At 37.2% G+C, this 22,321-nt stretch carries 15 protein-coding genes; 5 read left to right on the top strand and 10 right to left on the bottom strand.

Annotation, left to right across the window (positions count from 1 at the left end):
* Nucleotides 1-7: 7 nt before the first annotated feature.
* Both HMPREF9071_RS03930 and HMPREF9071_RS03925 read right to left on the bottom strand, forming a co-directional pair.
* Entirely contained in the window at nt 8-1,717 is a 1,710-nt protein-coding gene (locus HMPREF9071_RS03930) for a M23 family metallopeptidase (RefSeq protein ID WP_040357995.1), read from the bottom strand.
* Between the two features lie 76 nt (nt 1,718-1,793).
* Complete coding sequence (locus HMPREF9071_RS03925) at nt 1,794-2,060, bottom strand: hypothetical protein (protein WP_009745278.1); 267 nt, start codon at nt 2,058-2,060, stop codon at nt 1,794-1,796.
* A gap of 129 nt (nt 2,061-2,189) precedes the next feature.
* Between HMPREF9071_RS03925 and HMPREF9071_RS03920 the strand changes: the two genes are divergently transcribed.
* The 3 genes from HMPREF9071_RS03920 to HMPREF9071_RS03910 are packed head-to-tail and all read left to right on the top strand — an operon-like array spanning nt 2,190 to nt 5,026.
* Nucleotides 2,190-2,651 (top strand): FixH family protein, encoded by a 462-nt coding sequence (locus HMPREF9071_RS03920; RefSeq protein ID WP_040358260.1) that lies wholly within the window; start codon nt 2,190-2,192, stop codon nt 2,649-2,651.
* Nucleotides 2,651-3,349, top strand: coding sequence for a sulfite exporter TauE/SafE family protein (locus HMPREF9071_RS03915; RefSeq protein WP_009745276.1), 699 nt, complete (start codon nt 2,651-2,653; stop codon nt 3,347-3,349). Before HMPREF9071_RS03920 ends, HMPREF9071_RS03915 begins: the two co-directional genes overlap by 1 nt.
* A gap of 12 nt (nt 3,350-3,361) precedes the next feature.
* The gene (locus tag HMPREF9071_RS03910; protein ID WP_009745275.1) at nt 3,362-5,026 is read left to right on the top strand and encodes an acyl-CoA--6-aminopenicillanic acid acyl-transferase; all 1,665 of its coding nucleotides are present in this window, start codon (nt 3,362-3,364) and stop codon (nt 5,024-5,026) included.
* On the opposite strand, the gene HMPREF9071_RS03905 is transcribed toward HMPREF9071_RS03910, so the two are convergent.
* Both HMPREF9071_RS03905 and HMPREF9071_RS03900 read right to left on the bottom strand, forming a co-directional pair.
* On the bottom strand, nt 5,023-5,784 hold the full coding sequence (locus tag HMPREF9071_RS03905; protein WP_009745274.1) for a hypothetical protein: 762 nt from the start codon (nt 5,782-5,784) through the stop codon (nt 5,023-5,025). The genes HMPREF9071_RS03910 and HMPREF9071_RS03905 overlap by 4 nt on opposite strands.
* Nucleotides 5,785-5,800: 16 nt before the next feature.
* Entirely contained in the window at nt 5,801-7,108 is a 1,308-nt protein-coding gene (locus HMPREF9071_RS03900; RefSeq protein WP_009745273.1) for a sodium:proton antiporter, read from the bottom strand.
* A gap of 91 nt (nt 7,109-7,199) precedes the next feature.
* On the opposite strand from HMPREF9071_RS03900, the gene ccsA reads away from it, so the two are divergent.
* Nucleotides 7,200-10,358 (top strand): cytochrome c biogenesis protein, encoded by a 3,159-nt coding sequence (gene ccsA / locus HMPREF9071_RS03895; protein ID WP_009745272.1) that lies wholly within the window; start codon nt 7,200-7,202, stop codon nt 10,356-10,358.
* 157 nt (nt 10,359-10,515) lie between these two features.
* Nucleotides 10,516-11,634 carry a glutamine-hydrolyzing carbamoyl-phosphate synthase small subunit gene (carA, locus tag HMPREF9071_RS03890; protein WP_009745271.1) on the top strand — a complete coding sequence of 373 codons (1,119 nt, stop codon included), beginning with the start codon at nt 10,516-10,518 and terminating at the stop codon, nt 11,632-11,634.
* Nucleotides 11,635-11,939: 305 nt separating this feature from the next.
* Here the strand turns inward: carA and HMPREF9071_RS03885 are convergent, their stop codons facing one another.
* The 6 genes from HMPREF9071_RS03885 to HMPREF9071_RS03860 all read right to left on the bottom strand — a co-directional run bounded on the left by HMPREF9071_RS03885 (nt 11,940) and on the right by HMPREF9071_RS03860 (nt 22,313).
* A complete protein-coding gene (locus tag HMPREF9071_RS03885) occupies nt 11,940-12,620 on the bottom strand; it encodes a DUF2625 domain-containing protein (RefSeq protein ID WP_009745270.1) in 681 nt (226 codons plus the stop codon).
* 78 nt (nt 12,621-12,698) lie between these two features.
* Entirely contained in the window at nt 12,699-14,279 is a 1,581-nt protein-coding gene (gene atpA, locus HMPREF9071_RS03880) for a F0F1 ATP synthase subunit alpha (protein WP_009745269.1), read from the bottom strand.
* A gap of 198 nt (nt 14,280-14,477) precedes the next feature.
* The gene (locus tag HMPREF9071_RS03875; protein WP_009745268.1) at nt 14,478-16,157 is read right to left on the bottom strand and encodes a SusD/RagB family nutrient-binding outer membrane lipoprotein; all 1,680 of its coding nucleotides are present in this window, start codon (nt 16,155-16,157) and stop codon (nt 14,478-14,480) included.
* 20 nt (nt 16,158-16,177) lie between these two features.
* On the bottom strand, nt 16,178-19,273 hold the full coding sequence (locus HMPREF9071_RS03870; RefSeq protein WP_040357993.1) for a SusC/RagA family TonB-linked outer membrane protein: 3,096 nt from the start codon (nt 19,271-19,273) through the stop codon (nt 16,178-16,180).
* Nucleotides 19,274-19,565: 292 nt separating this feature from the next.
* Nucleotides 19,566-20,597: an MbnP family protein gene (locus HMPREF9071_RS03865; protein WP_009745266.1), complete on the bottom strand. Its 1,032-nt coding sequence runs from the start codon at nt 20,595-20,597 to the stop codon at nt 19,566-19,568.
* Between the two features lie 102 nt (nt 20,598-20,699).
* Entirely contained in the window at nt 20,700-22,313 is a 1,614-nt protein-coding gene (locus HMPREF9071_RS03860) for a SusD/RagB family nutrient-binding outer membrane lipoprotein (RefSeq protein ID WP_009745265.1), read from the bottom strand.
* Nucleotides 22,314-22,321 lie beyond the last annotated feature (8 nt).

The following is a 22,321-nucleotide window of genomic DNA, read 5'->3' as shown; positions in this document are numbered from 1 at the left end:
ACCGTTGTTATGGCTTATATACCAAAGGAATAGAAAGTGTTGTTTGGTTTCCTACCTTATCTGCTACAGTAAGTTCAAAGAGATATTCTTCTTCTTCAGTAAAATATTTGTCCGCCAATGTGAAAAATAAAAGATTTTCTTTATGTTCATACTCCATTAGCACCCATTTACCATTGATTGTAGCGGTATATTTGCCTATTCCACTAAAATTATCAGTAACACTTACTTTAAGTTTGTCTAATTTAGCTATATTATTCTTAGCTTTAGAAAAGTTCAATGCCTTCACTGTAGGAGCTTGTTTATCTGTGGTGAGTACAAACTTACCCAATGTTTTTACTCGAGAGGTAAGAATATTCCCTTTACGATATGTATTTTGATAATATTTTTTTGCTTTCTTACCTCTCACAGAAGCAATACATACATAAGGAAGTTCCTCTGAGGTATATTTTGTAGCATTGAATACTACATTATACTGTTTTTGTAATGGTTGTATAGGCGCATTCACAGAGAGTGTATCACCTTTTTGCTGTACCTCAATAAAGGTATCATGAAAGAAAGTGTTCTCAGGAAAAAAAACAGAAGCTTGATCTGTTTTATACATATTATCTCTATTAGCCACTAAAGGTATCCCTTTATTTTCAAGGTTTCTTTCAGTAATAGCCTCCTTTTTACCTTCTATAGGAATAGTAATAGTAGCCTTATTATGATTGAAATCCTCCACTTCTATCTCTATCAAATAGGTAAAGCCTTCTTCAATATCTATCACTCCATTATCCTGAGCTAAAGAATAAATAGAAAGTTTATTATAAGGTTCTTTATAAAGGAGTTGTATGCGGGAGCCCACTTTAGTAAAGAGAGGATAATCAATAAAAGTGTTCAAATAAGGATCCTCTCCAGAGACTAATTCATCAAATGTATAAGAGAGTTTGGGAGACCCATTCACGGACATAGTTACCTTATATATTCCATAGGTGTTATAAGTACCTGTCATCTTATCAATAGCTTGAATCCCCAATCCTATCTTTCCTTGTGCATATATCTTAGCTGTATGATAAGCTGTTTTTTCTTTGGCTAAATAAAGTTCTTTTTTAGTTTGTTTTCCCTCGATAGCAGAGGTATCCTCAAGCGGATAGGCTATAACCTTAAAGACCAGTGGGGAAATATCATCATCACAAGGATAACCAAAGAGAAAAGGATTATAAGCATTTTGAGTATGTGTATCCCGAATTTCATAATGAACGTGAGGTCCTGCACTACCTCCTGTATTACCACTCAAGGCAATTAAATCTCCTTTTTTCACCACAAAATCCGTAGGCTTCGGTTGGAGTTCTATTTCATATTTCTCTGCCTTATATTGGTTCTCTTTGACATATTTTTCTATCTCTGGAGCAAATTTTTGTAAGTGAGCATATACTGTCGTATAGCCATTAGGATGATCTATATATATTACCTTCCCATAGCCATAAGTGCTTACACGAATACAAGAGATATAACCATCTGCCGTGGCATATACATTCTGTCCTTGTTTGCCATCTGTTTTAATATCCAAACCTGCATGAAAATGATTCCCTCTAAGTTCACAGAAATTCCCTGCATACGAAAGAGGTATATCTAAGGGAGAACCAAAATAATCTCTGGGGTATTCTTTTTGAGATTGTTGAGCAAAAAGAAAAGTAAAAGAAAAATATATTATAAGAAAGGAAATTCTTTTTATCATCTTTATACAAATAAACAAACGGGCAAAGTTACAGGTTTCTAAAATACTAATCAAACTTTTTAAAGATTAATTTTAGTTAAGATTTTTTTAAAATCATATAGAAGATAAATAATAGAAACATCCCTATATTTATGAAATCACTTGTAAAAAGTTCATACATCCATAATAGCCCTTCATATTTTCCTCTGAAAGCATAATAGAACAGGATTTGATATCCAATATGAAAGATAAATCCCATAGCCAAAGCTAAAGGAATAAAGAAATATTTTCTACGAATAAGGTATAAGCCTATAAGAAAAGGGATTGATAATAAGAATGCTTTTAAGTAAAAAAGAATATCCATGTGATCTAAAAATACTTTATTGCAAAGATACAATTATATACTTTTCCTTTATATACTATTTAAAAAATTTATAGTAATATGCCCTTTAATTACTTTTTTTATGGTAATTTTGCCTCAAATTATCAAGTTATGAAATTAAGTTGGGCTGCAGGAATCCTTATAGCTATCTTGGCTTTTGTAGGATTTATTATGTACTTCTTTGTCATTACTCTTATTGATAAAAAGTATGATCATGAACTGGTAACAGAGGATTATTATGCACAAGAATTGGAATACCAAAAAAATATAGATACAGAAAAACAGACCCTTGCTCAAAATATGCAGGTAGAAATCACCTATACCAAAGGTGCAAACAGAGGAATTCTCTTTGATTTTCCGGTATCCGTAACGGGCAAACCTGTAGTAGGAGTTATTTCCTTCTACCGTCCCTCTGATAAGAAGAAGGATTTCTCTCTTCCCATCACCTCTCTTGAGGAATGTTCCCTTATGGTTCCTGATACATTACTTTCACAAGGACGTTGGAATATCCGTGTAGAATATGCCTTTGAAGGGAAAAATTATCTCACTCATTTTGATAAAGTAGTTTACTAATGTTATACCTTGCCTTCCTTCTGGGGCTGGTGGGGAGCCTTCACTGTGTAGGTATGTGTGGTCCCATTGCCTTGTTACTCCCTTTGCAAAAAAAGCGAAAAGGATTTCGTTGGGTACAAATAGGAAGCTATTTTTTAGGAAAAACCTTATCTTATAGTGCTATGGGAGGGCTTTTCGGGCTCTTGGGTGAAGGTCTTTTTATTGCCCATTATCAACAGGAGTTTTCCATTTTTATGGGACTGCTTATGATATGTATGGGTGCTTTTTCATTGCTAAATATCTCCATAAAGTTACTAAGTAATCCCTTTTTGAAGGGATTCTCTCATCTGAAAAATGCTCTAGGCAAACAGTTAAGCAAAAAAACACTGAGTGCCTGTCTCTCTATAGGTTTTCTCAATGGATTCCTCCCTTGCGGACTGGTGTATACCGCTCTATTCAGTGCTCTTGCGCTGGCAAGTGTATGGGGAAGTATAACTTATATGTTCGTCTTTGGAATAGGTACTATCCCACTAATGCTCCTTATGTTGCTCTTGGGAAACTTTATTCCCATTCCCATTCGCAGGAAGCTTAATCAATGGCTGCCTATTATCATAATCCTTGTAGGAGTATTATTTGTATTACGTGGGTTAGGTTTAGGGATTCCTTACCTCTCTCCCGCCGATACCCATTTACTTCTACATTCTAAGGCTGACTGCTAACCCTAATATATAATGAAATATTTCTATCTATTATTCTTTATCTTTTTCACTTCTTGTGGTATTTTTCACAAAAGAATAGTCCCACCCAATGTCTCCATGTATCCTGCAGAGATTCCCTTAATACATAAGGAGAAAGATTCCCTATACTACTTCAAGGACAATTACCTTATTCGAAACAAACAAGGAATCTGGGAATTATACCTCTCAGGGAATCCCCTGCAATTAGGACTCAACTCAGGAGCTCTTACTCAAAGGCTCTATCACCGGCAAGATAGCTTATTTTTTAATAAGTTAACAGATTTTGTTCCATCTGAAAGACAGCAGCACTTCATCTACAAATTTCTTAAATGGTTCAATCGAGATATTGATAAGAATATCATCCCCGCCTATAGAGCAGAACTTTATGGACAATCTCGCTATTCGGATACGCTCTTTGACTATATTGCTCCCAAATATGAGCGTAGCCTTTATCTACATTCAGCTCATGATATTGGGCATGCCTTGCAGGATTTAATGTTAGTGGGATGCTCTTCTTTTGCAGTATGGGGAGAGCATACCCAAGGAGAAAAACTTCTTATTGGACGTAATTTTGACTTCTACCTATCAGACGATTTTGCTACTGAGAAAATTATCCGTTTTGTACGCCCTGATAAAGGTATTCCTTTTATGTCCTACGCTTGGGGCGGTATGATAGGAGTAATGTCCGGTATGAATCTGGAAGGACTTACCGTAACGATTAATGCCGGAAAATCCAATATTCCCCTTAAGGCTCGTACCCCCATCTCTCTCCTATGCAGAGAGATATTAGAGAATGCCTCCACCACTGAACAAGCTATTGCTATTGCTAGGAAACGGAAAGCATTTGTATCCGAAGCAATTATGGTTGGAAGTGCCAAAGAACACAAGGCAGTAATTATAGAAGTTTCCCCAAAGAAGTTTGGTGTATATGAAGCTACAAATGGCATGCTTCTCTGTACCAATCATTTTCAAAGTATCCCTTATGCAAAGGATAAAAAAAATCTTAAACAAATAAAGCAAACACACACTGCTTATCGCTATAAAAGGATGCAGGAATTAATAGCAGAGAACGACAAACTTACTCCTAAACAAATGGCAGCTATACTCAGAAATACAGAAGGGCTAGGGGGAAAAGCTATAGGATACGGCAACGAGAAAGCTCTGAATCAACTCTTGGCTTACCATAGTGTTATCTTCTCTCCTGAAGAGCGTATTGCATGGGTTTCTACGAATCCCTATCAGCTGGGAGAGTTTATTGCCTATGACCTCAAGGAAATTTTCAAAGGGAAAACATATCCCCTCCACTCGGTATATCCTCAATCAAACCAAAATATTCCCTCAGATACCTTCGTTAAAGAGAAAGCATATAAGAACTATGAGCAGTATCGGCAATTAGAGCAGCAGCTTACAAAGCAATTAAGGGAGAAAAAAACTGTACGTCCTGCCGATTACCTTCACTTGGTACCTCTTAATCCTAATTATTGGAAAGGATATTACCTGTTGGGAGAAGTATATTGGACAAACCATCAATATAAAGAAGCAAAAGAACAATATGAAATCGCCTTAACAAAGGAAATTCCTTATACAGTAGAGCGGGAACGTATAGGAAAACGACTCAAAACAATAACAAAGTTGCTTAGAAAAAAAGAGAATTATTAGAAGTATTCTATTTGTCGTTCAATAATAGTTTTAGGCTTGCCATCTTGGTATTCAAAACGTCCAATCCAGTTACCATTTCTATCATATTTGTAATGAAAAGTATTTTTTTGTGCAAAATTTCTATTAAGCAAGGAAAGTATCCGGTCATAATCCCCATGTCTATTATAACGATATTTAGCTTTGTTAAGAATATTTTCTCCCTTATTCACTATATGTTGGTCTTGTTCTAAAAGTCTACCCTTATGATCATAAGTAGAATTTATCTTAGCAGAAAAATCCTCTCGAAGAAAGTTACTTTCCAAAGGAAATCCTTGCTCATTATAGACAAAGAAAGCAGAATATTCCAGTTCTCCATTCTGGTTGTATGTTTCTTCCTTAGTAATGCTTCCCTCTCCATTACAGTTGAACAAAGTAAGTCCTACTTTCTCACGTTTGGGATTAAGGTGTAACTTATATTTTTTCACTCCTTGTGCATTATACACGTATTCATAACGAAGAGTTTCCGCATTTTTATCATCAAAATAGATTTCTAAGATAAGATTCCCTTGTGAATCAAAGGTTTTCTCTACATTCATCTCGGCTATAAGGGCTCCCTTTTCAGCCATTGTACCATTTTCTTTGACATGATAGCCTTTTATACGAAGGGTTTTTATTCCTTTATGGAGCCTTTCCCTACTCCAGTCGGTCTTATGTTGACCATAAAAAATAGAGACTATCCCCCAAAATAAGAGAATGTATAGAAATTTGCATGTATTCATTATTCAAAAAAACAAGTTATTCTTTTTCTCTGCGATTTTGTATCATTTTGATTCTTTTCAGCCTCACCATGACTTCTTCCCGGTGAAGTGCCCCCTTAGCAACCTTCCCTATTGTAAGTCCCTGCACTAAGATAGAGAAAAGCACCACAATATAAGTGATTTGTAGCAAAGTTTCCTTAAACCCTCCATGATCTTGGGGAATAGAAAGTACCAAGGCGATAGAAACTCCTCCCCGTACTCCACCCCATACCATAGTGATTAGAGAGCCCTGTGAATAAGTGCTTACCTTTCTAAGGATTGTCTTGGCAGGAATATAAATTGCCAGAGCACGTCCCAGAAGACAAACAATAATAGCTATTCCTCCTAAAAGAAGTTGTTCATTGAGGTTATCTATCAGAAGCATCTCAAAACCAATAAAGAGGAACAGAATAGCATTCATAATTTCATCTACAATCGCCCAGAACTTACTTAAATAATCCCTATTTTCTTCACTATTAGCCTTTTTCCCTACATTACCTATGAAAAGTCCTGCAATAACCATAGCCAGTGGAGAGGAGACATGAGAGTCCTTTGCTATGAGAAAACCACCCATAACCACCGCCAAAGTCACCAGAACACTTACATGGTAGTCATCTACCTTTTTCATCATCTCAGAGGCGACCCAACCTAAGAGAACCCCTAGAAAAACACCTCCACCTGCCTCTATCAAGAAGAGCTTAGTAATCGTATTAAAAGAAGGCTCAAAAGAAGTATCGGTAGCAAGTTTAAGCACTACTGCAAACATCACTACAGCAACTCCATCATTAAAGAGGGATTCACCTGTTATCTTAGCTTCAATACGTTTAGGTACATTTGCCTGCTTGAGAACACCTAAGACCACAATAGGATCAGTAGGTGAGATAAGAGCTCCAAAGAGTAGACAATAGATATACGGAATATGAATTCCTACTAAAGGTGCTATATAAAACAATAGTGCTGAAATAAAAAATGCTGAAAGTACAACACTTACAGTAGCATAAGTAAAAATAGGAAGTTTATATTCCTTTAAATCAGATATATTAATATGCAATGCCCCTGCAAAAAGTAGAAAATTAAGCATAGCACTCATCAGAATTTCTGTAAAATTAAAGCCTTCCAAAAGGGTTTCAAGTTTATGAGAAAGTCCTGTGAAAATAGTCTCCCCAAAAAGGCGTATCCCTACCGATACCATCATAGCAATAACCATAATTCCGATGGTCATTGGAAGTTTCACATATCTTACATTCACATAGGAGAACAAGGCTGCCAATACAATAATTACTGAGAAAGCATAGTATAATTCCATATCTTTTTTAATTTGGGCAAAAATACAAAAATTTTTTTATTCCTTATTAGCGAAAAATAGCTATTTTTGCACTTGATTTATATAAGAAGAAATGCTTAAGAAACTCTCACAAATTCTCATTTCCACACGACTTATGGCAGTACTTTTCTTAGCTTATGCAGCTGCCTTAGCCATAGGTACTTTTGTAGAAACTCTTTATAATACGGACACTGCCAAAATATGGATTTATAATGCTTGGTGGTTTGAACTTATTATGGCTCTCTTTGTGGTAAATTTCATCGGGAATATAGATAGATATCGCCTCTTAAAACGGGAAAATTGGGCAGTATTTGTCCTACATGCCTCTTGGGTATTTATCATTATAGGAGCAGGAATTACCCGATACCTCAGTGATGAAGGAAAATTAGCCTTACGTGAAGGAGAAGAAGCTGATTTCTATACCTCCGAACAGACCTATATCACCGCCCAAGTGGATGGTACCTTCGAAGGAAAACCTTTGCGTAAAGCCAAGCAAGAACCAGTTCTTTTCTCAGAATTCACTTCTAATTCCTATAGTTGGGACTCCGATTTCAAGGGGAAGGATTTTCATATAGAACTCACAAAATTTATTGCTAATGCTGAAGAAACCTTTGTAGAAGATTCCAATGGAGATGATTATCTCAAGATTGTAGAAAGCTCTGGTGATAGTCAGGGACATGAGCATTACCTTAAAGTAGGTACTACCTTATCCCTACATGGAATCCTGTTCTCCCTGAATAAACCTACCTTTGGAGCTATCAACTTACAGATTACTCCCGAAGGAAGCTATATCAGTAGCCCTTTTATAGGGAGTTATATGACTATGAGCGACCAGAAAGTATACGAAGTGGCTAAAGATAGCATGCAAGCCTTACAATACCGCTCCCTGTATAACTTAGCGGGTATGCGTTTTGTATTTCCTCAACCTCTGAAAAGGGGGAGAATGCAACTTACCTCTATTCCAGAAAAAAGAAGATCTCCTTCGGATGAGAGCGCTATTATCCTAAAAGTTACTTCATCAGGAGAGAGTAAAACTATTGGTGTCTTGGGTAGGCGAGATGTAATTAATCCGACTACTTCTGTAGAGGTTGGTGGACTTACCTTTCACTTTAACTATGGATCGGTACGCACTCCCCTACCCTTTAAGATTAAGTTAAATGATTTTATTGCCGAAAAATACCCAGGTACCGAGCGCAGTTACTCCTCTTTCAAGAGTAAAGTAACGGTAAGTAGTCCCGAAAAAACTTTTAAATATGATATTTATATGAATCATATTCTTAACTATAAAGGATATCGCTTCTTTCAAGCCAACTTCTATCCTGATGAAAAAGGAACTGTCCTTTCTGTCAATCATGACTATTGGGGGACCCTTCTAACTTATATCGGTTATACTCTCCTTTATATAGGTCTTATAGCTAGTATGTTCTTTGGGAGGACACGTTTTGTCCAGCTAAGCCAAAAGCTTAGAAAACTCCAAGAAAAGCGTAAAGGACTCATGACCCTCTTTCTCCTATTATTCTCCGTAGGAGTATATGCACAACATGACTCCTTTGAACTGACTTCCAAGCAAATAGATTCTCTTCTAAAAGCTAATACTGTAGATAGAGTTCATGCAGATAAGTTTGCCCACTTAGTCATTCAGGATGAAGATGGTCGTATGAAGCCCATCAATACCTTTGCCTCCGAACTGCTTAGGAAAGTAAGTAAAGCGGATTCCTTCCGTGGCTTGGATGCTAATCAGGTATTTCTTTCCATGCTCCTAAACCGCCAGCTATGGTACAATGTGGATTTCTTCTATATTAAAAAAGATAATGACAGCTTACACAAGATATTAGGGGTAGAAAAGGGACTTAAGCGTGTACGTGCTTTAGATTTCTTAGATAAGGATTATCAGAACAAATTAGAACCTTATCTCAGAGAGGCTTATGCCACCAATAACCCTAATCAATTCCAAAAGGAATTCAAGGAAGTAGATATGAAAATTCACCTTTTGGAGCGTGCCCTCTCAGGGAGTATGTTGCGTATTTTTCCTCTAAGAGATACACTGAATAACAAATGGATAGCTCCTTTGGATCTCTATGAAAATCCCTCTTATGTCAAAGATTCTCTAGAAGAGAACTTTATCAAAAATTCCTTCCGATGGTATCTCACCTCTCTAAAAGAAGCTACCCAAACAGGTAACTATACTCAAGCGGATCAAATACTAAAACTACTGAAGGAAAATCAAAAAGTAGTAGGACGGAATGTTATACCTTCAGAGGAGAAAATCAATGCAGAAATTCTTTATAACAAATATGATGTCTTCAAGAGCCTTTTTAGTTGGTACTTATATGTGGGTACCTTTATGTTCGTTATCTTGATTATTCGTATCTTTAAGGAACGAAAAACCTTGCGTATTCTTTCTAATATATGTACTGTTTTGCTTTTCTTCCTCTTCACTTTGCATACCATAGGACTTGCTTTTCGCTGGTACATTTCAGGGCATGCTCCATGGAGTGATGCTTATGAAAGCATGATTTATGTAGCTTGGGCGACAATGGGGATAGGGCTTTGTTTTGCTCGGCGCTCACCCTTGAGCCTTGCTTCTACTGCTTTTGTTACCTCCATGATTCTGATGATTGCCCATTGGAATTGGCTGGATCCCTCCATAGGTAACCTACAGCCTGTACTCAATAGCTATTGGCTTATGCTTCACGTTGCAGTAATTGTAGGTAGTTATGGACCCTTCACCTTAGGAATGATACTGGGAATTATGAATCTGTTCCTTATCATTTTCACAACCCAGAAGAACAAAGAAAAAATTAAACTTGTTATTGATGAGCTTACCATCGTCAATGAACTTTCCTTAACCGTAGGGCTTATTATGCTTACCATTGGAAACTTTTTAGGAGCTCAATGGGCAAATGAAAGCTGGGGACGTTATTGGGGTTGGGATCCTAAGGAAACATGGGCTTTAGTAAGTATCATGGTATATGCTTTTGTTATTCACATGCGTATTGTCCCCTCTTTGCGTGGGGTATGGGGGTTCAATTTTGCTAGCGTTGTGGCTTTTGCCAGTATCCTAATGACCTATTTTGGAGTAAACTTCTACCTCTCTGGACTGCATAGCTATGCCAGTGGAGAGAAGGTAATTACCCCTAACTTCGTATACTATGCTATAGCATTTGTACTTATTTTGGGGATAGTATCTTTTGTTAGGAAGAGAAAAATAACAATAGAAGCCACTACTTGAGAAAATAACCTGAAGATATATGTTCTTTAGAAAAATTTACTGAATAGAAAGAAATAATTCTCTATAGGAATTTTAAGGTACTACAAACGATTGATAAATTGACAATTATTTTGTATTTTTGCAGAGACAAAGTTTAAACTTTTATCTTATTAAATCTATGAAATATACACAAAAAAAACCAGCGATTGTTCTCTTGGAGGATGGCACTCTCTTCTATGGGAAAGCAGAGGGAAAGGTAGGAAGTGCTTTTGGCGAGATCTGTTTTAATACAGGGATGACTGGTTATCAGGAAATTTTCACTGACCCTTCATACTTTGGACAAATTATGGTAGCAGCTACTGTTCACATTGGTAACTATGGAACTCTTGAGGAGGAAAATGAATCCGATGGGGTAAAGATTGCCGGCTTAGTATGTCGTAATTTTAGTGAATTTGGCTCACGCTCTGCCTGCGAGTCCTTAGGTAATTTCTTAGAAAGACAAGGCTTATTCGTCATAAGTGAAGTAGATACACGTGCCTTGGTAGCCTACATACGTGACCACGGTAGTATGAATGCTGTACTCTCCACCGAAGTTGACAATATAGAGGAGCTCAAAGCCCAACTCAAGGGGCAACCTTCCATGAAAGGTTTAGCCTTAGCTCCTAAAGTTTCTACTAAGGAGCCTTATTTTGTAGGAGAAGAACATGCTAAATATCGGATTGCAGCATTGGATTTAGGAATTAAGCGCAATATATTGCGCAATTTAGCTGCTCGGGATGCTTATATCAAGGTCTTCCCCCATACTGCTACCTTTGAAGAGCTTACTTCTTTTGCTCCTGATGGTTACTTCCTCTCTAATGGTCCTGGCGATCCTGAACCTCTGACCGAAGTAATAGCTCTTACCCGACAACTGATTGAAAGTGGCAAGCCTATATTTGGAATTTGCTTAGGACACCAACTCATTGCGCTCTCTCAAGGGGTACCTACCTACAAAATGCGCAATGGACACAGGGGAATCAATCATCCTGTGAAAAACCTCCTTACGGGGAAAAGCGAGATTACCTCTCAAAATCATGGATTTGCTGTTAATAAGGAATTAGCGGAGAAAAACCCTAATATAGAAATCACCCATCTACATCTGAATGATGGTACTGTAGCGGGCATTCGCCTTAAGAACCATCCTGTATTCAGTGTACAGTATCACCCTGAAGCCGCTCCAGGTCCTCACGATGCCAGCTATCTCTTTGATTTATTCATCAATAATATAGAAACTTACAAAAATAGTAAGAAAATATAAGATTACTTAAGTTTCTTAAGAAATTCATTTAGTTGATTTAACCATTCAGAATAGTATTGGAACCTATCGTTCTCTCTTATCATCCTTTCTGAATAGTCTAGGGCATTCATTTCTTTTATTATTTTTTCAGGAGGAGTGTAACTTTTTATTAATCTATCCAATCTTTTTTCTATAGTATCATTTTTTAGGGAATCCTCTGGCTAAGAACAAAAATTACAGAGTAGTATATCCCCCACTAATTATAATTGTGAGATGTGCTACTTTTACATTTGTAACCCTTGTTTTTAGGAGAGAAAGGACTCTCATTATTCTCTTTCAGAGAGTTGTCTTTGCATATCCATAGTAAGGCGATAGCTCTCCTCCATAGGAACTACTTTTCGGCTAAGAGTCTCTATCTGTTTACCTTCTTTTGTCCAAAGGAAAGGAAAAAACGAAAATGCTTGATTCCCTCTGAGCTTAGTGACTTCCTCCCGCCATCCTTTCCAATAGAAAGGCTCATAGAACTGGTGTACATTTCCTTGTAAAGTCCAGTTAAAGAACTCTGAATAACCACAGTTCATAGGCTCCCAAGAAAGTGTATCTGGAGCTAAGTAAAATATTTTTCCCAAACCTTCTTGACCAAAAGCACCACCATTAATTGCAAATAACCCACCAAGAACATCATCTGCAACCAATAAAAATACAGGAGGTTCTCCATAATGTTCAAAAGTTTTTCCTTTATTCCACTCGAACATACCTCTATTTAATCTTTCAGAGCCGGAGCCTAAGATACGTATCCAGCCACTATCAATAAGAATTCCTCCTGTTTGATAAATAATAGCTCCCATGGGCGAACGTGTAGTTACCTGTGCATTAAGCAGTTCTTTTTCCGCACGCTTGGTATCCCGAGGGAGTACTTCATAGGGATTCGTAGCATTCTGTAACCACTCTTGCACCAAGTTCCAACCAGGCTCTTCTTTATTTATCAGTTCTCCTAATGTTCTCATTCTCTTAGTCTTATAAAAATATTACCTTACAAGGGTGGGTGTAAGGCAATATTCTATTGATATTAATATAATAATATTCTATTTTACATACTTTTGTGCTACTTCTTTGGCTACTTTGTCCAATACAGCTGTGATTTCATCATTAATTTTCCCAGCTTTAAGCTGCAATAGAGTTTCCTCATGAGTAGCTCGAAGGGTCTCCAAGAAATCTTTTTCAAATTCACGTACACATTCCACAGGCACTTGGCGAAGTAAGTTTTTAGACCCTACATAGATAATTGCTACTTGGTCTTCTACCTTATAAGGGTCATTGGACGACTGCTTGAGAATTTCTACATTACGCTTTCCTTTCTCAATCACATTACTGGTAGCGGCATCCAAGTCAGAGCCGAACTTAGCAAAAGCTGCCAATTCGCGGAACTGTGCTTGATCAAGTTTAAGAGTACCCGCAACCTTCTTCATGGATTTGATCTGAGCGGAACCTCCCACACGGGATACAGAGATCCCCACATTAATAGCTGGGCGTACTCCTGAGTTAAAGAGGTCAGATTCAAGGAATATCTGTCCGTCAGTAATAGAAATCACATTGGTTGGGATATAGGCAGAAACGTCCCCTGCTTGGGTTTCAATAATAGGAAGTGCTGTAAGGGAACCTCCTCCTTTGACAAGATGCTTAATGGATTCGGGGAGGTCATTCATATTACGTGCCACATTATCATCCTTAATCACCTTGGCTGCACGTTCCAAAAGGCGAGAGTGTAAGTAAAATACATCTCCAGGGTAGGCTTCTCGTCCAGGTGGACGACGAAGTAAGAGCGATACTTCACGATAAGCCATTGCTTGTTTGGAAAGGTCATCATAGATGATAAGGGCAGGGCGACCTGTATCGCGAAAATATTCCCCAATAGCAACTCCTGCAAAAGGAGCATACACCTGCATAGGAGCAGGGTCAGAAGCATTGGCTGCCAAAACAGTGGTATACGCAAGTGCTCCTGCATCCTCTAAAGTCTTAGCTATTCCTGCTACTGTAGAGGCTTTCTGTCCAATGGCTACATAGATACAATATACAGGATTGCCTGCATCATAGAATTCTTTTTGATTAAGGATGGTATCAATACATACTGTTGTTTTTCCTGTTTGTCGGTCACCAATGACAAGTTCACGTTGTCCTCGTCCAATAGGAATCATTGCATCAATAGCTTTAATTCCTGTCTGTAAAGGTTCATTCACCGGTTGGCGATAGATAACCCCAGGAGCCTTACGTTCAAAAGGCATTTCATAGAGTTCTCCTAAGATAGGTCCTTTTCCATCAATAGGTTCTCCTAAAGTATTGATAACTCGCCCAACGATTCCCTCTCCCACTTTGATAGAGGCAATAGTCTTGGTACGCTTTACTATATCTCCTTCCTTTATCTGTGTGGAAGAGCCTAAGAGTACTACCCCTACATGGTCTTCTTCAAGGTTAAGCACCATTCCTTCTTGTCCAGATTCGAAGTGGACAAGCTCTCCATTTTCTACCTTGGAAAGACCAAAAATACGAGCAATCCCATCTCCTACTTCTAACACCGTCCCTACCTCTTCCAAGGATACAGAAGCATCAAAGTTTGCTAATTGTTTTTTAAGAATCGCTGAAACCTCAGCCGCCTTTATTTGTGCCATTATTTCTATTTATGAATATTCTTCAGTTATGATTAATTATACTCTAACGTATCTTATAAAAGATAACGTGCAAAGATACAAAAAAAAATCATATAAAATATAAAATTAATCAATTGTTTCTTTACGCCAATTCAATCATAAAAAAGGGCAGTTGCAAAATTGCAACCACCCTTCACAATTATGAAAACATCTTTTTACTTATTGTTTTGCAAAAATAAGTTTTTGACCAATAAAGTCTCTATCTCCCATACCCATATCTTTCAAAGCCTTTTGGAAATTAGCTAAGTTAATATTTTTATAAGTCAATGGATATTGAAGGCGTTGAGGGAAATCCACTCCTGATACCAAAGAGGTAAATGTATAAGTGGTTACTACCTCATGTGTTTTAGCATTTGTTACATTCTCTAACAAAGGATTCACATCTCCATTCTTTATAAGAATATTTGGGTATCCTGTACGTCGGTATTCAGTCCAAGCCTCATTTGGATTCATATAAAGAGCAATGTACTTTTGAGTCATCACAGTTTCCTCTGTAGCGGCAGGAAGCCTATTTACAAAAGCAGTAATCTTAGTAGCATCTACTCCCCATTTTTCCATAGAAGCTCTTACTCCTTCTTTATACTTGGCATCATCCCAAGCACCTCCTAAAGCATAAGGAGCTTCAGAGAGCAAGAAACATACTTCTGAATATTCCATAAATACTTCTGCATAATTAGGATTAAGGATTTTGGAAGAAAAAAGAGAAACAAGCCTTCCTGAACTGAACTGAGAATCACTATAAGATTCATTTATTCCATAAGGCATGCCTGCATACTTGGTGAGATCATCTGTTTCTTGATAAGAACCTGCCTTTATCACACTCAAGGAAGTATTCTTAGGAGCACAATATTTCTGCAAACGAGGGTCTACTCCAAAACCTAAACTAGCTCCTCGGGTTCCCTTAAGTATCTCAACAAGCGTATTAGCAGGAGAATAGTCAGTTCTTCTATCTACGAAATAGTTCTTATAAATAGGAGAAGGATTGGTATCATTACTTTCATAAGGAAGTTCTACTGTATCTGCATTGGATTGCATTACAGGATATTTAGCAGGATTGGTTACTGTTATTTCCCGAATAGTTTCCAGAGCCTTATTCTTAAGTTCTGTATCCCTTACTCTTGAAAGATGCATGGCAATACGCAAGCGTAAGGAATTACCAAATCTTTTCAATTTTTCAGGAGTTCTGAAAAGATCATCTCCTGCAGTAAATACATTCTTAATAGCCTTACCATCGGCATCTGTAGTTTTAATTTGGTCTACAGCCTCCTTAAGATCCTCTAAGATATCCATATAAATATCCTTTTCAGATGCATATTCAGGAGAGATGTATTTCTCCAATTGTAAAGCCTGAAATTTAGGATTATCCTTTCCGTGCCAAGAGTAGTAAGGTACATTTCCATAAGTTTCTGCAAGCAGACTAAAGACATATCCCATCAAGATACGAGATGCCGCAATCTGATTATCATTATTTCCATAGAGAGCTGTTTTTACCTTTGTTGCAGGATCTGTATTAAGCTCTATAATTTCCTTATAGTCTCCTGCTACTTGATAGCAGAAGCGCCAGATATAGTCTCCTGAATAATCACTATAAAGGAATCGGCTTTCCTTAGTATAAGCGGTCTGTGCAGTATACTGCATCCAAGAGCGCATAAGCTTTCCGGAAGTAGTGGTATAGCGAGTGTAATCCATAAGCCTCTTATTAGAGCCATTGAATAAGGCATAAGAAAGAGAGGTTTTAGGCTTATTAGGGTTGGTATTGATTTCTTCGAAATCCTTCTCACAACTGGTGCTAAGCAGTAATCCTGCTCCAGATAATATAATAGATAATATTCGTTTCATCTTCGTTGTCTATTTTGTTATTATAATTTTAAACCTATACTCATACCAAAGGAACGAGTAGAAGGCAAGGAAGTTTCTCCAATACCTTTGTTAGAGGCAGCAATTTCAGGATCCATACCATCCCAGTCAAGACCTGTAGTCCAAAGGTTATTTCCAAAGAGAGAAATATTAAGACCTTTGATATGCTTCTTCTCTGCAAGTGGTACATCATAAGAGAGTGTTACACTTCTGAGTTTAAAGTAAGTAGCATCAAAAATATTCTGAGAGTCCACTCCTCGATAGAAGAGACTTCCATAGGTCTTAGGACTTATTCTTTTATCATTAGGTTGTCCTGCTTTAGGAGTTCCGGGAGCAAATACTCCAGGTACAGTAATTCCTTTTTGTCCGTCAGGTCCTCCAGCTAATTCTTCACGCATACCCTGGATAGTAGTTTCACGTAAAGTACCTGTGTACATACCAAGCATATAAGCATTAGCAAAATATTTTCCTCCTTTTTGAAAATCAAATAAGAAAGATAAAGTTACAGGACCATATTTGACAGAATTTTTAAGTCCCATAGTATAATCTGGGATGATAGAGCCTAAAGCCTTAGGTTCTGAAGTAAGGTATTTACCATTGGCATCGACCAATCTATTACCTTTCTTATCATATAAGAAGTCTCTACCAAAAAGCTGTCCGTAAGCCTCTCCTTCAATAGCATAAAGAGAAACTAATCCTGAACTATCATTGGTAATTTTGTAACGAGTGGTTCCTGGATAAAGTTTCAACAATTTGTTATTATTCTTAGCAAAGTTCCAACTTACATTCCAAGAGAATTTACCCATTTTCACAGGGGTTGCAGAAAGAGATACCTCTATCCCTTTGTTGGACATTTCTCCACTATTAACCATCTTATATATATATCCGTTAGCTCCATCCACAGGAAGCGGAATAATAAGGTTCTTAGAAAGAATATCATATACAGAAACATTGGCTGAGAGACGATCATTGAAGAAACGCAATTCCAAACCAGCTTCTTTGGTTTCCTTAATTTCAGGCACCAAATCAGGATTATTCTGTGTAATAGAATGTAGGTAATTAGGATTTCCATTAAAAGGTAACCCTATAGTAGGATAAGTAACCAACTGGTAAGGAGCGGTATCATTACCTGCCTGAGCCCAAGCTGCACGTATTTTACCATAAGAGAACCAAGAAGGTTTGCTTTTCCAAGCAGAGGTAAACACGAAAGAACCTGTTACAGAAGGATAGAACACAGGTTGAGATACTGTAGAAAAGTAATCCTTACGCCCTGTAGCTTCTACGAATACCATTCCTTTGTAACCAAAAGAAACCATTCCAAAGATACTATTGGTACGTCTCCAGTTACGGTAATTAGTAGAAGAAGGTTTTTCCACACTGTTTTCCAAGTTATAGAAATTAGGAAGGACTAATCCACCATTGGTTTTCCCCTTTACCCACTGATATCTTCCTTCACGACGTGCTAACCCTACAAAACCGGTCAAAGTAAAATCCTTACCAAGTTTTGGTGTGTAGTGCAAACGTGTTTCATAGTTGAAATCAGAATTGGTATAATTAGCTGTTTCATAAGAAGATTGTTCCTTAGAACCTACTGCTACTCTTTTTTCTGTATTCAAGTTATAGATATCTCCATAGATTTTTCCTACCCAATAGAGGTTATCTGTAAAATTATAAGTAAATCCTATATTTCCAAAGAAACGATGGCGCTTATCATTACTTGTATTTTCATACAGTGTCCAATAAGGGTTATCGGTATAACGAGGCGATCCATCAGCTGCTGATTTTCTATTCCATGTACGTTGGTTTCCGTTAGGATCTTTATAATAATTCTCTAAGTTTTTCACATCCAATTGACGTTGACTCCAAGCATAAAGCACCTTAGAGATAGGATTCTTCATTGTATAAGAGTTCTCTGGGTTATCACGAGAGGTAATAATATAGTTAAACCCTCCTTCACTTTTCAATTTCTTGGTTAAAGTAGAATTAAAACTGAAAGATACATTTGTTTTCTGAAGTTTAGTATTGGGAACAACTCCTGTTACTTCATTATTTCCTAAAGAGAAACGCAAGTTTGTACCTCCTACAGCACGGGATACAGAAACAGAGTTAGCTACATTAAGCCCTGTTCTAAAAAGCTTATCTACATCATTCTTAGGAGCTCTCCAAGGCACTTCCTTCAAGTAATGCTGAGGGAGGTATTCCTTATCAAAAGCGTACCAAGGAAGGTATGGTTGATTATCATATTTAGGACCCCAACTTTCATCACTTTCATAAGCGGGTACATTATAATCTCTCCCGTTCACAGTATAAGTACGGAAAGAAGGAGATCTACCTCCACCATACTCATTTTGTAACTTAGGAGCGATGTAATTTCTTTCAAAAGAAACAGAAGATTTTACATCAATAGCTGTCTTTCCTGCCTTACCGGATTTGGTAGTATAGATAATTACTCCGTTTCCACCACGACTACCATAAAGGGCAGTAGCTGCTCCTCCTGAAAGGACTGTTACGGATTCAATATCCTCAGGGTTAATATCTCCAGCAGCATCCCCAAACTTACTATCAGAATCTCCCACGGTTGCCATAGGCACTCCATCGATAACGATAAGTGGTTGGTTACTACCGGTAATACTTCCTACTCCACGAATAGTTACATTGGTATTCCCTCCCATAGAAGAAGTTGTAGAGGTTTGTACCCCAGCAACATTACCGGAGAGTCCCTGGTCAGCTTCTGTTTTCTGAGTGGCATACCCTACAGCGTTTTTATCACGCTTAATTCCTAAGGCTCCTGCTTCTCCACCATCTTGAGCTACAGAAGGAAGGAGTACAGCATCAATAGTAGAGGAAAGTCCTACCTTAACTTCTACACTTTTATACCCTGCTAAGGTGAATTGTAACACTTCCCCCTCTTTGGCAGAAATGGAATACACCCCATCAGTGTTAGTTTTAGCCATGCGGGTAGTTCCAAACACAGTTACATTGGCACCCGCTACAGGTTTCCCTGCACCATCTTTTACGCTCCCAGAGATCTTCTGTTGAGCGAAGGTCATTGTCGTTACGACAAAGCAAAACAATAAGAATAATTTTTTTAAATTCATATCTCTTGTATGTTCATTAGTGGCGCAAATTTACGATTTTTCTACCAAATCTGAAACCTTAATCACATATTTTTTTGATATAAAATATTGCGTTAAATAATATAAAAATATTTTATAATTTATAACTATATTTTTTAGAAGGATTCTCTTGAATAACTATAAGTTACTTTCATCCTTTATAATTTACCTTTTCATTACAAAAGATTATTAATGAATCCATATTTCTCCATTAAAAAAACGGGTTATTCAATTTCTTGAATAACCCGACCTTTATTAGCTTAAATTGATATGATTATTGAACACTTAGTACAGAAAACATTCCTTTACTATCCACTTTATGTGCATCTGAATTCACAACCACAGTATTATCAGCTACATTTTCCAAATCAACATCTGGAGATACACTTGTATCTTTAATTTTTCTTATACGAATACCTTTATTACTAAGGCTATTGCGACCTCCTATGTTATTCATGATACGTAGTGCCATATCCATATTCTCTTGACCTTCAGGAATCTTTGCATTTAAGGTTATTTTATTAGCTCCATTGAGAAGCTTATCCAAATCCGCCTTAATAGTAATTTTAGCATTTCCTCCTTTGGCAAGAGAGAAGTTATCGGGCAAGTCCAAGACAATATAACGGAAAGCATTACGGCTACTTTGTTTCCATTTTCTCTTTACTTCTTTGCCATTAACTATACTCACATCTACCCTATCTATTCCTTCTTTGGCATTCCAAGTAGAATGTAATTTCTTTCCTTCTTGTCCATTTCCTATGAGGACAGCAAGATCATTGCTACCTCCATAAGTACCCTTAATCTTTGCGAAGAGGAAATTATTTGACCATGCCCATTGCATATCTTGTTCTTGGGAAAGGCGATAGAAAGCAGGAAACTTAGTTCTAGCTTCTTCAAGGTCATTCAAGTTCTCCTTTATTCCTAATCCAAATCGGATTGTTTTGTATTTAGCTGCCGCCATTGTATCTAGGACGAAGGTCTGAGAAGCCTCAGCTGCTTGACTGATAATATATCCTGCTTTATCTAAATTCTCTTGATTATATACCACTTCTGTACCATCCTTGGTTATCATAGAGATATTAGTAATTACATACTTTACTTCTGAAAAAGAAACCTGTTGTCCGTTAGAGGTGTAAGAATGATTAAGTTGAAGAGGTTCATTCCCAAAATAATTCTTAAATTCCAATGTTACTTTTCCTACATCTTGTACAGGAGGCAGTGTATAGTCCTCTTTAGGGTCCTTATTACAAGAAGAAAGTACTGTAGCGGCTGTCGCCACTGCAAAAAATATTTTTAAATTTTTCATTATCTTTCAAATTAATTTGTTTTTAATTTTCTTCTATATATATTTGAATACCTTTAATAAAAGAAGCTGTTTTCTTTTATCCAGCTTCTTTTATTTCATTATTTAGCGGCGAATACCTCTATCAAAAGCGAGCCTTTTGGTCATGATATCTGTAGTCATTCCCATAGATTTCAAGGCATTATCATAATTCTCTTTATTGATTACCTTATATGCCACAGGGTAGTATATACGTTCAGGAATATCATTTACATCTGCTACTAAGGACTTAAACACATACTTTGTTTGTCCTGCTTCTGTAGGAATATTCAAGTCTGTTTCTTCTCCTACCTTTATCAAAGTATGAGGATAACCTGTACGGCGATATTCTGCCCACGCTTCATTAGGATTCATGTAAAGAGCAATATACTTTTGAGTAAGTACATTTTCTTCATTGGCTGCTGCGAGTGTACTTAAGAAACTTGTTCTTTTTGCAGTATCCACGCCCCATTTTTCCATAGAAGCTTCTACTCCTTTTTTATACCAATTATTATCCCATCCATTGGCTTCAGAGAGTAAGAAACATACTTCAGAATACTCTATAAATACCTCTGCATAATTTGGTTGAAGTATTTTACTACTGAAAAAAGAAACCGCAGCTCCTGATTTGAATTGGAAGTCAGCCATACTTTCATCCATACCATAAGGCATTCCTATATAATCATCTAAGTTATTACTTTCAGTATACCTTCCATCTCTGGCTTGATATTTAGTAATTCCTTTAGGAGCAAAATATTTTTGCAAACGAGGATCTACTCCAAAATTACCTCTTTGTCCTTTTAGAAGTTGTACAAAGCTATTGGATGGAGAATAATCCACACGATTATCTACAAAATATTCTTTATAGATAGGAGCAGGGTTGGTATCGTCACTATCAAACTGTAACTCCACAGTATCACTATTGCTTTGCATTACTGTAGCTCCTCCTTTAAGTTCATTGAGAGCTTCATTAGCTAATGATTGAAGTTCACCATCTTGAGCATTATGTAAACGTACGGCAAGGCGCAAACGTAAGGAGTTAGCAAAACGTTTCATTTTCTCTGGAGTTCCAAAGATGTAATCACCTTCTTTGAATACATAAGCATCATCTACTATTTGAGCAGCGGCATCCTTCAACTCTTTAAACAAATCTGTATAGATTTCCTTTTGAGTAGCATATACAGGAGAGATATGCTCATTGAGTTGTAATGCTTGGAATCTTGGATTATCACGGCTTCCCCAAGAATAATAAGGAACATCCCCAAAGGTTTCCACTAAGATGCAAAAAGCATAAGCCATCATGATACGAGCAGCTGCTATTTGATTCTCATTTTTCCCATAAGCAGCCATGAGTTCCTTCGTTTTAGGATTGGTATTAAGTTCTATGATATCCTTATATCCACCTGCCACTTGGTAAGGGAAACGCCATAAGTAGTCCCCTGCATAATCACGATATAGGAAACGGCTTTCCTTAGTATAAGTATCCTGAGCGGTATATTGCATCCAAGAACGAAACATCATTCCTGATGTTGTATAATTTCGCGTATACTTAAGCAGAAGTTTATTAGAACCATTGAACAAAGCTGTTGGAAGTGGCTGTTCTGGTTTATTAGGATTGGTATTGATTTCTTCAAAATCCTTCTCGCAACTACCTAAAAGTAGTCCGACTCCACATAAAATAATTGTTAATATTCGTTTCATATCTTGTT

The organism is Capnocytophaga sp. oral taxon 338 str. F0234, assembly GCF_000192225.1.
Classification (GTDB): Bacteria; Bacteroidota; Bacteroidia; order Flavobacteriales; family Flavobacteriaceae; genus Capnocytophaga.
The sequence above is the reverse complement of the archived record's forward strand: the minus strand, read 5'-3'. Positions and strand labels throughout refer to the sequence as shown.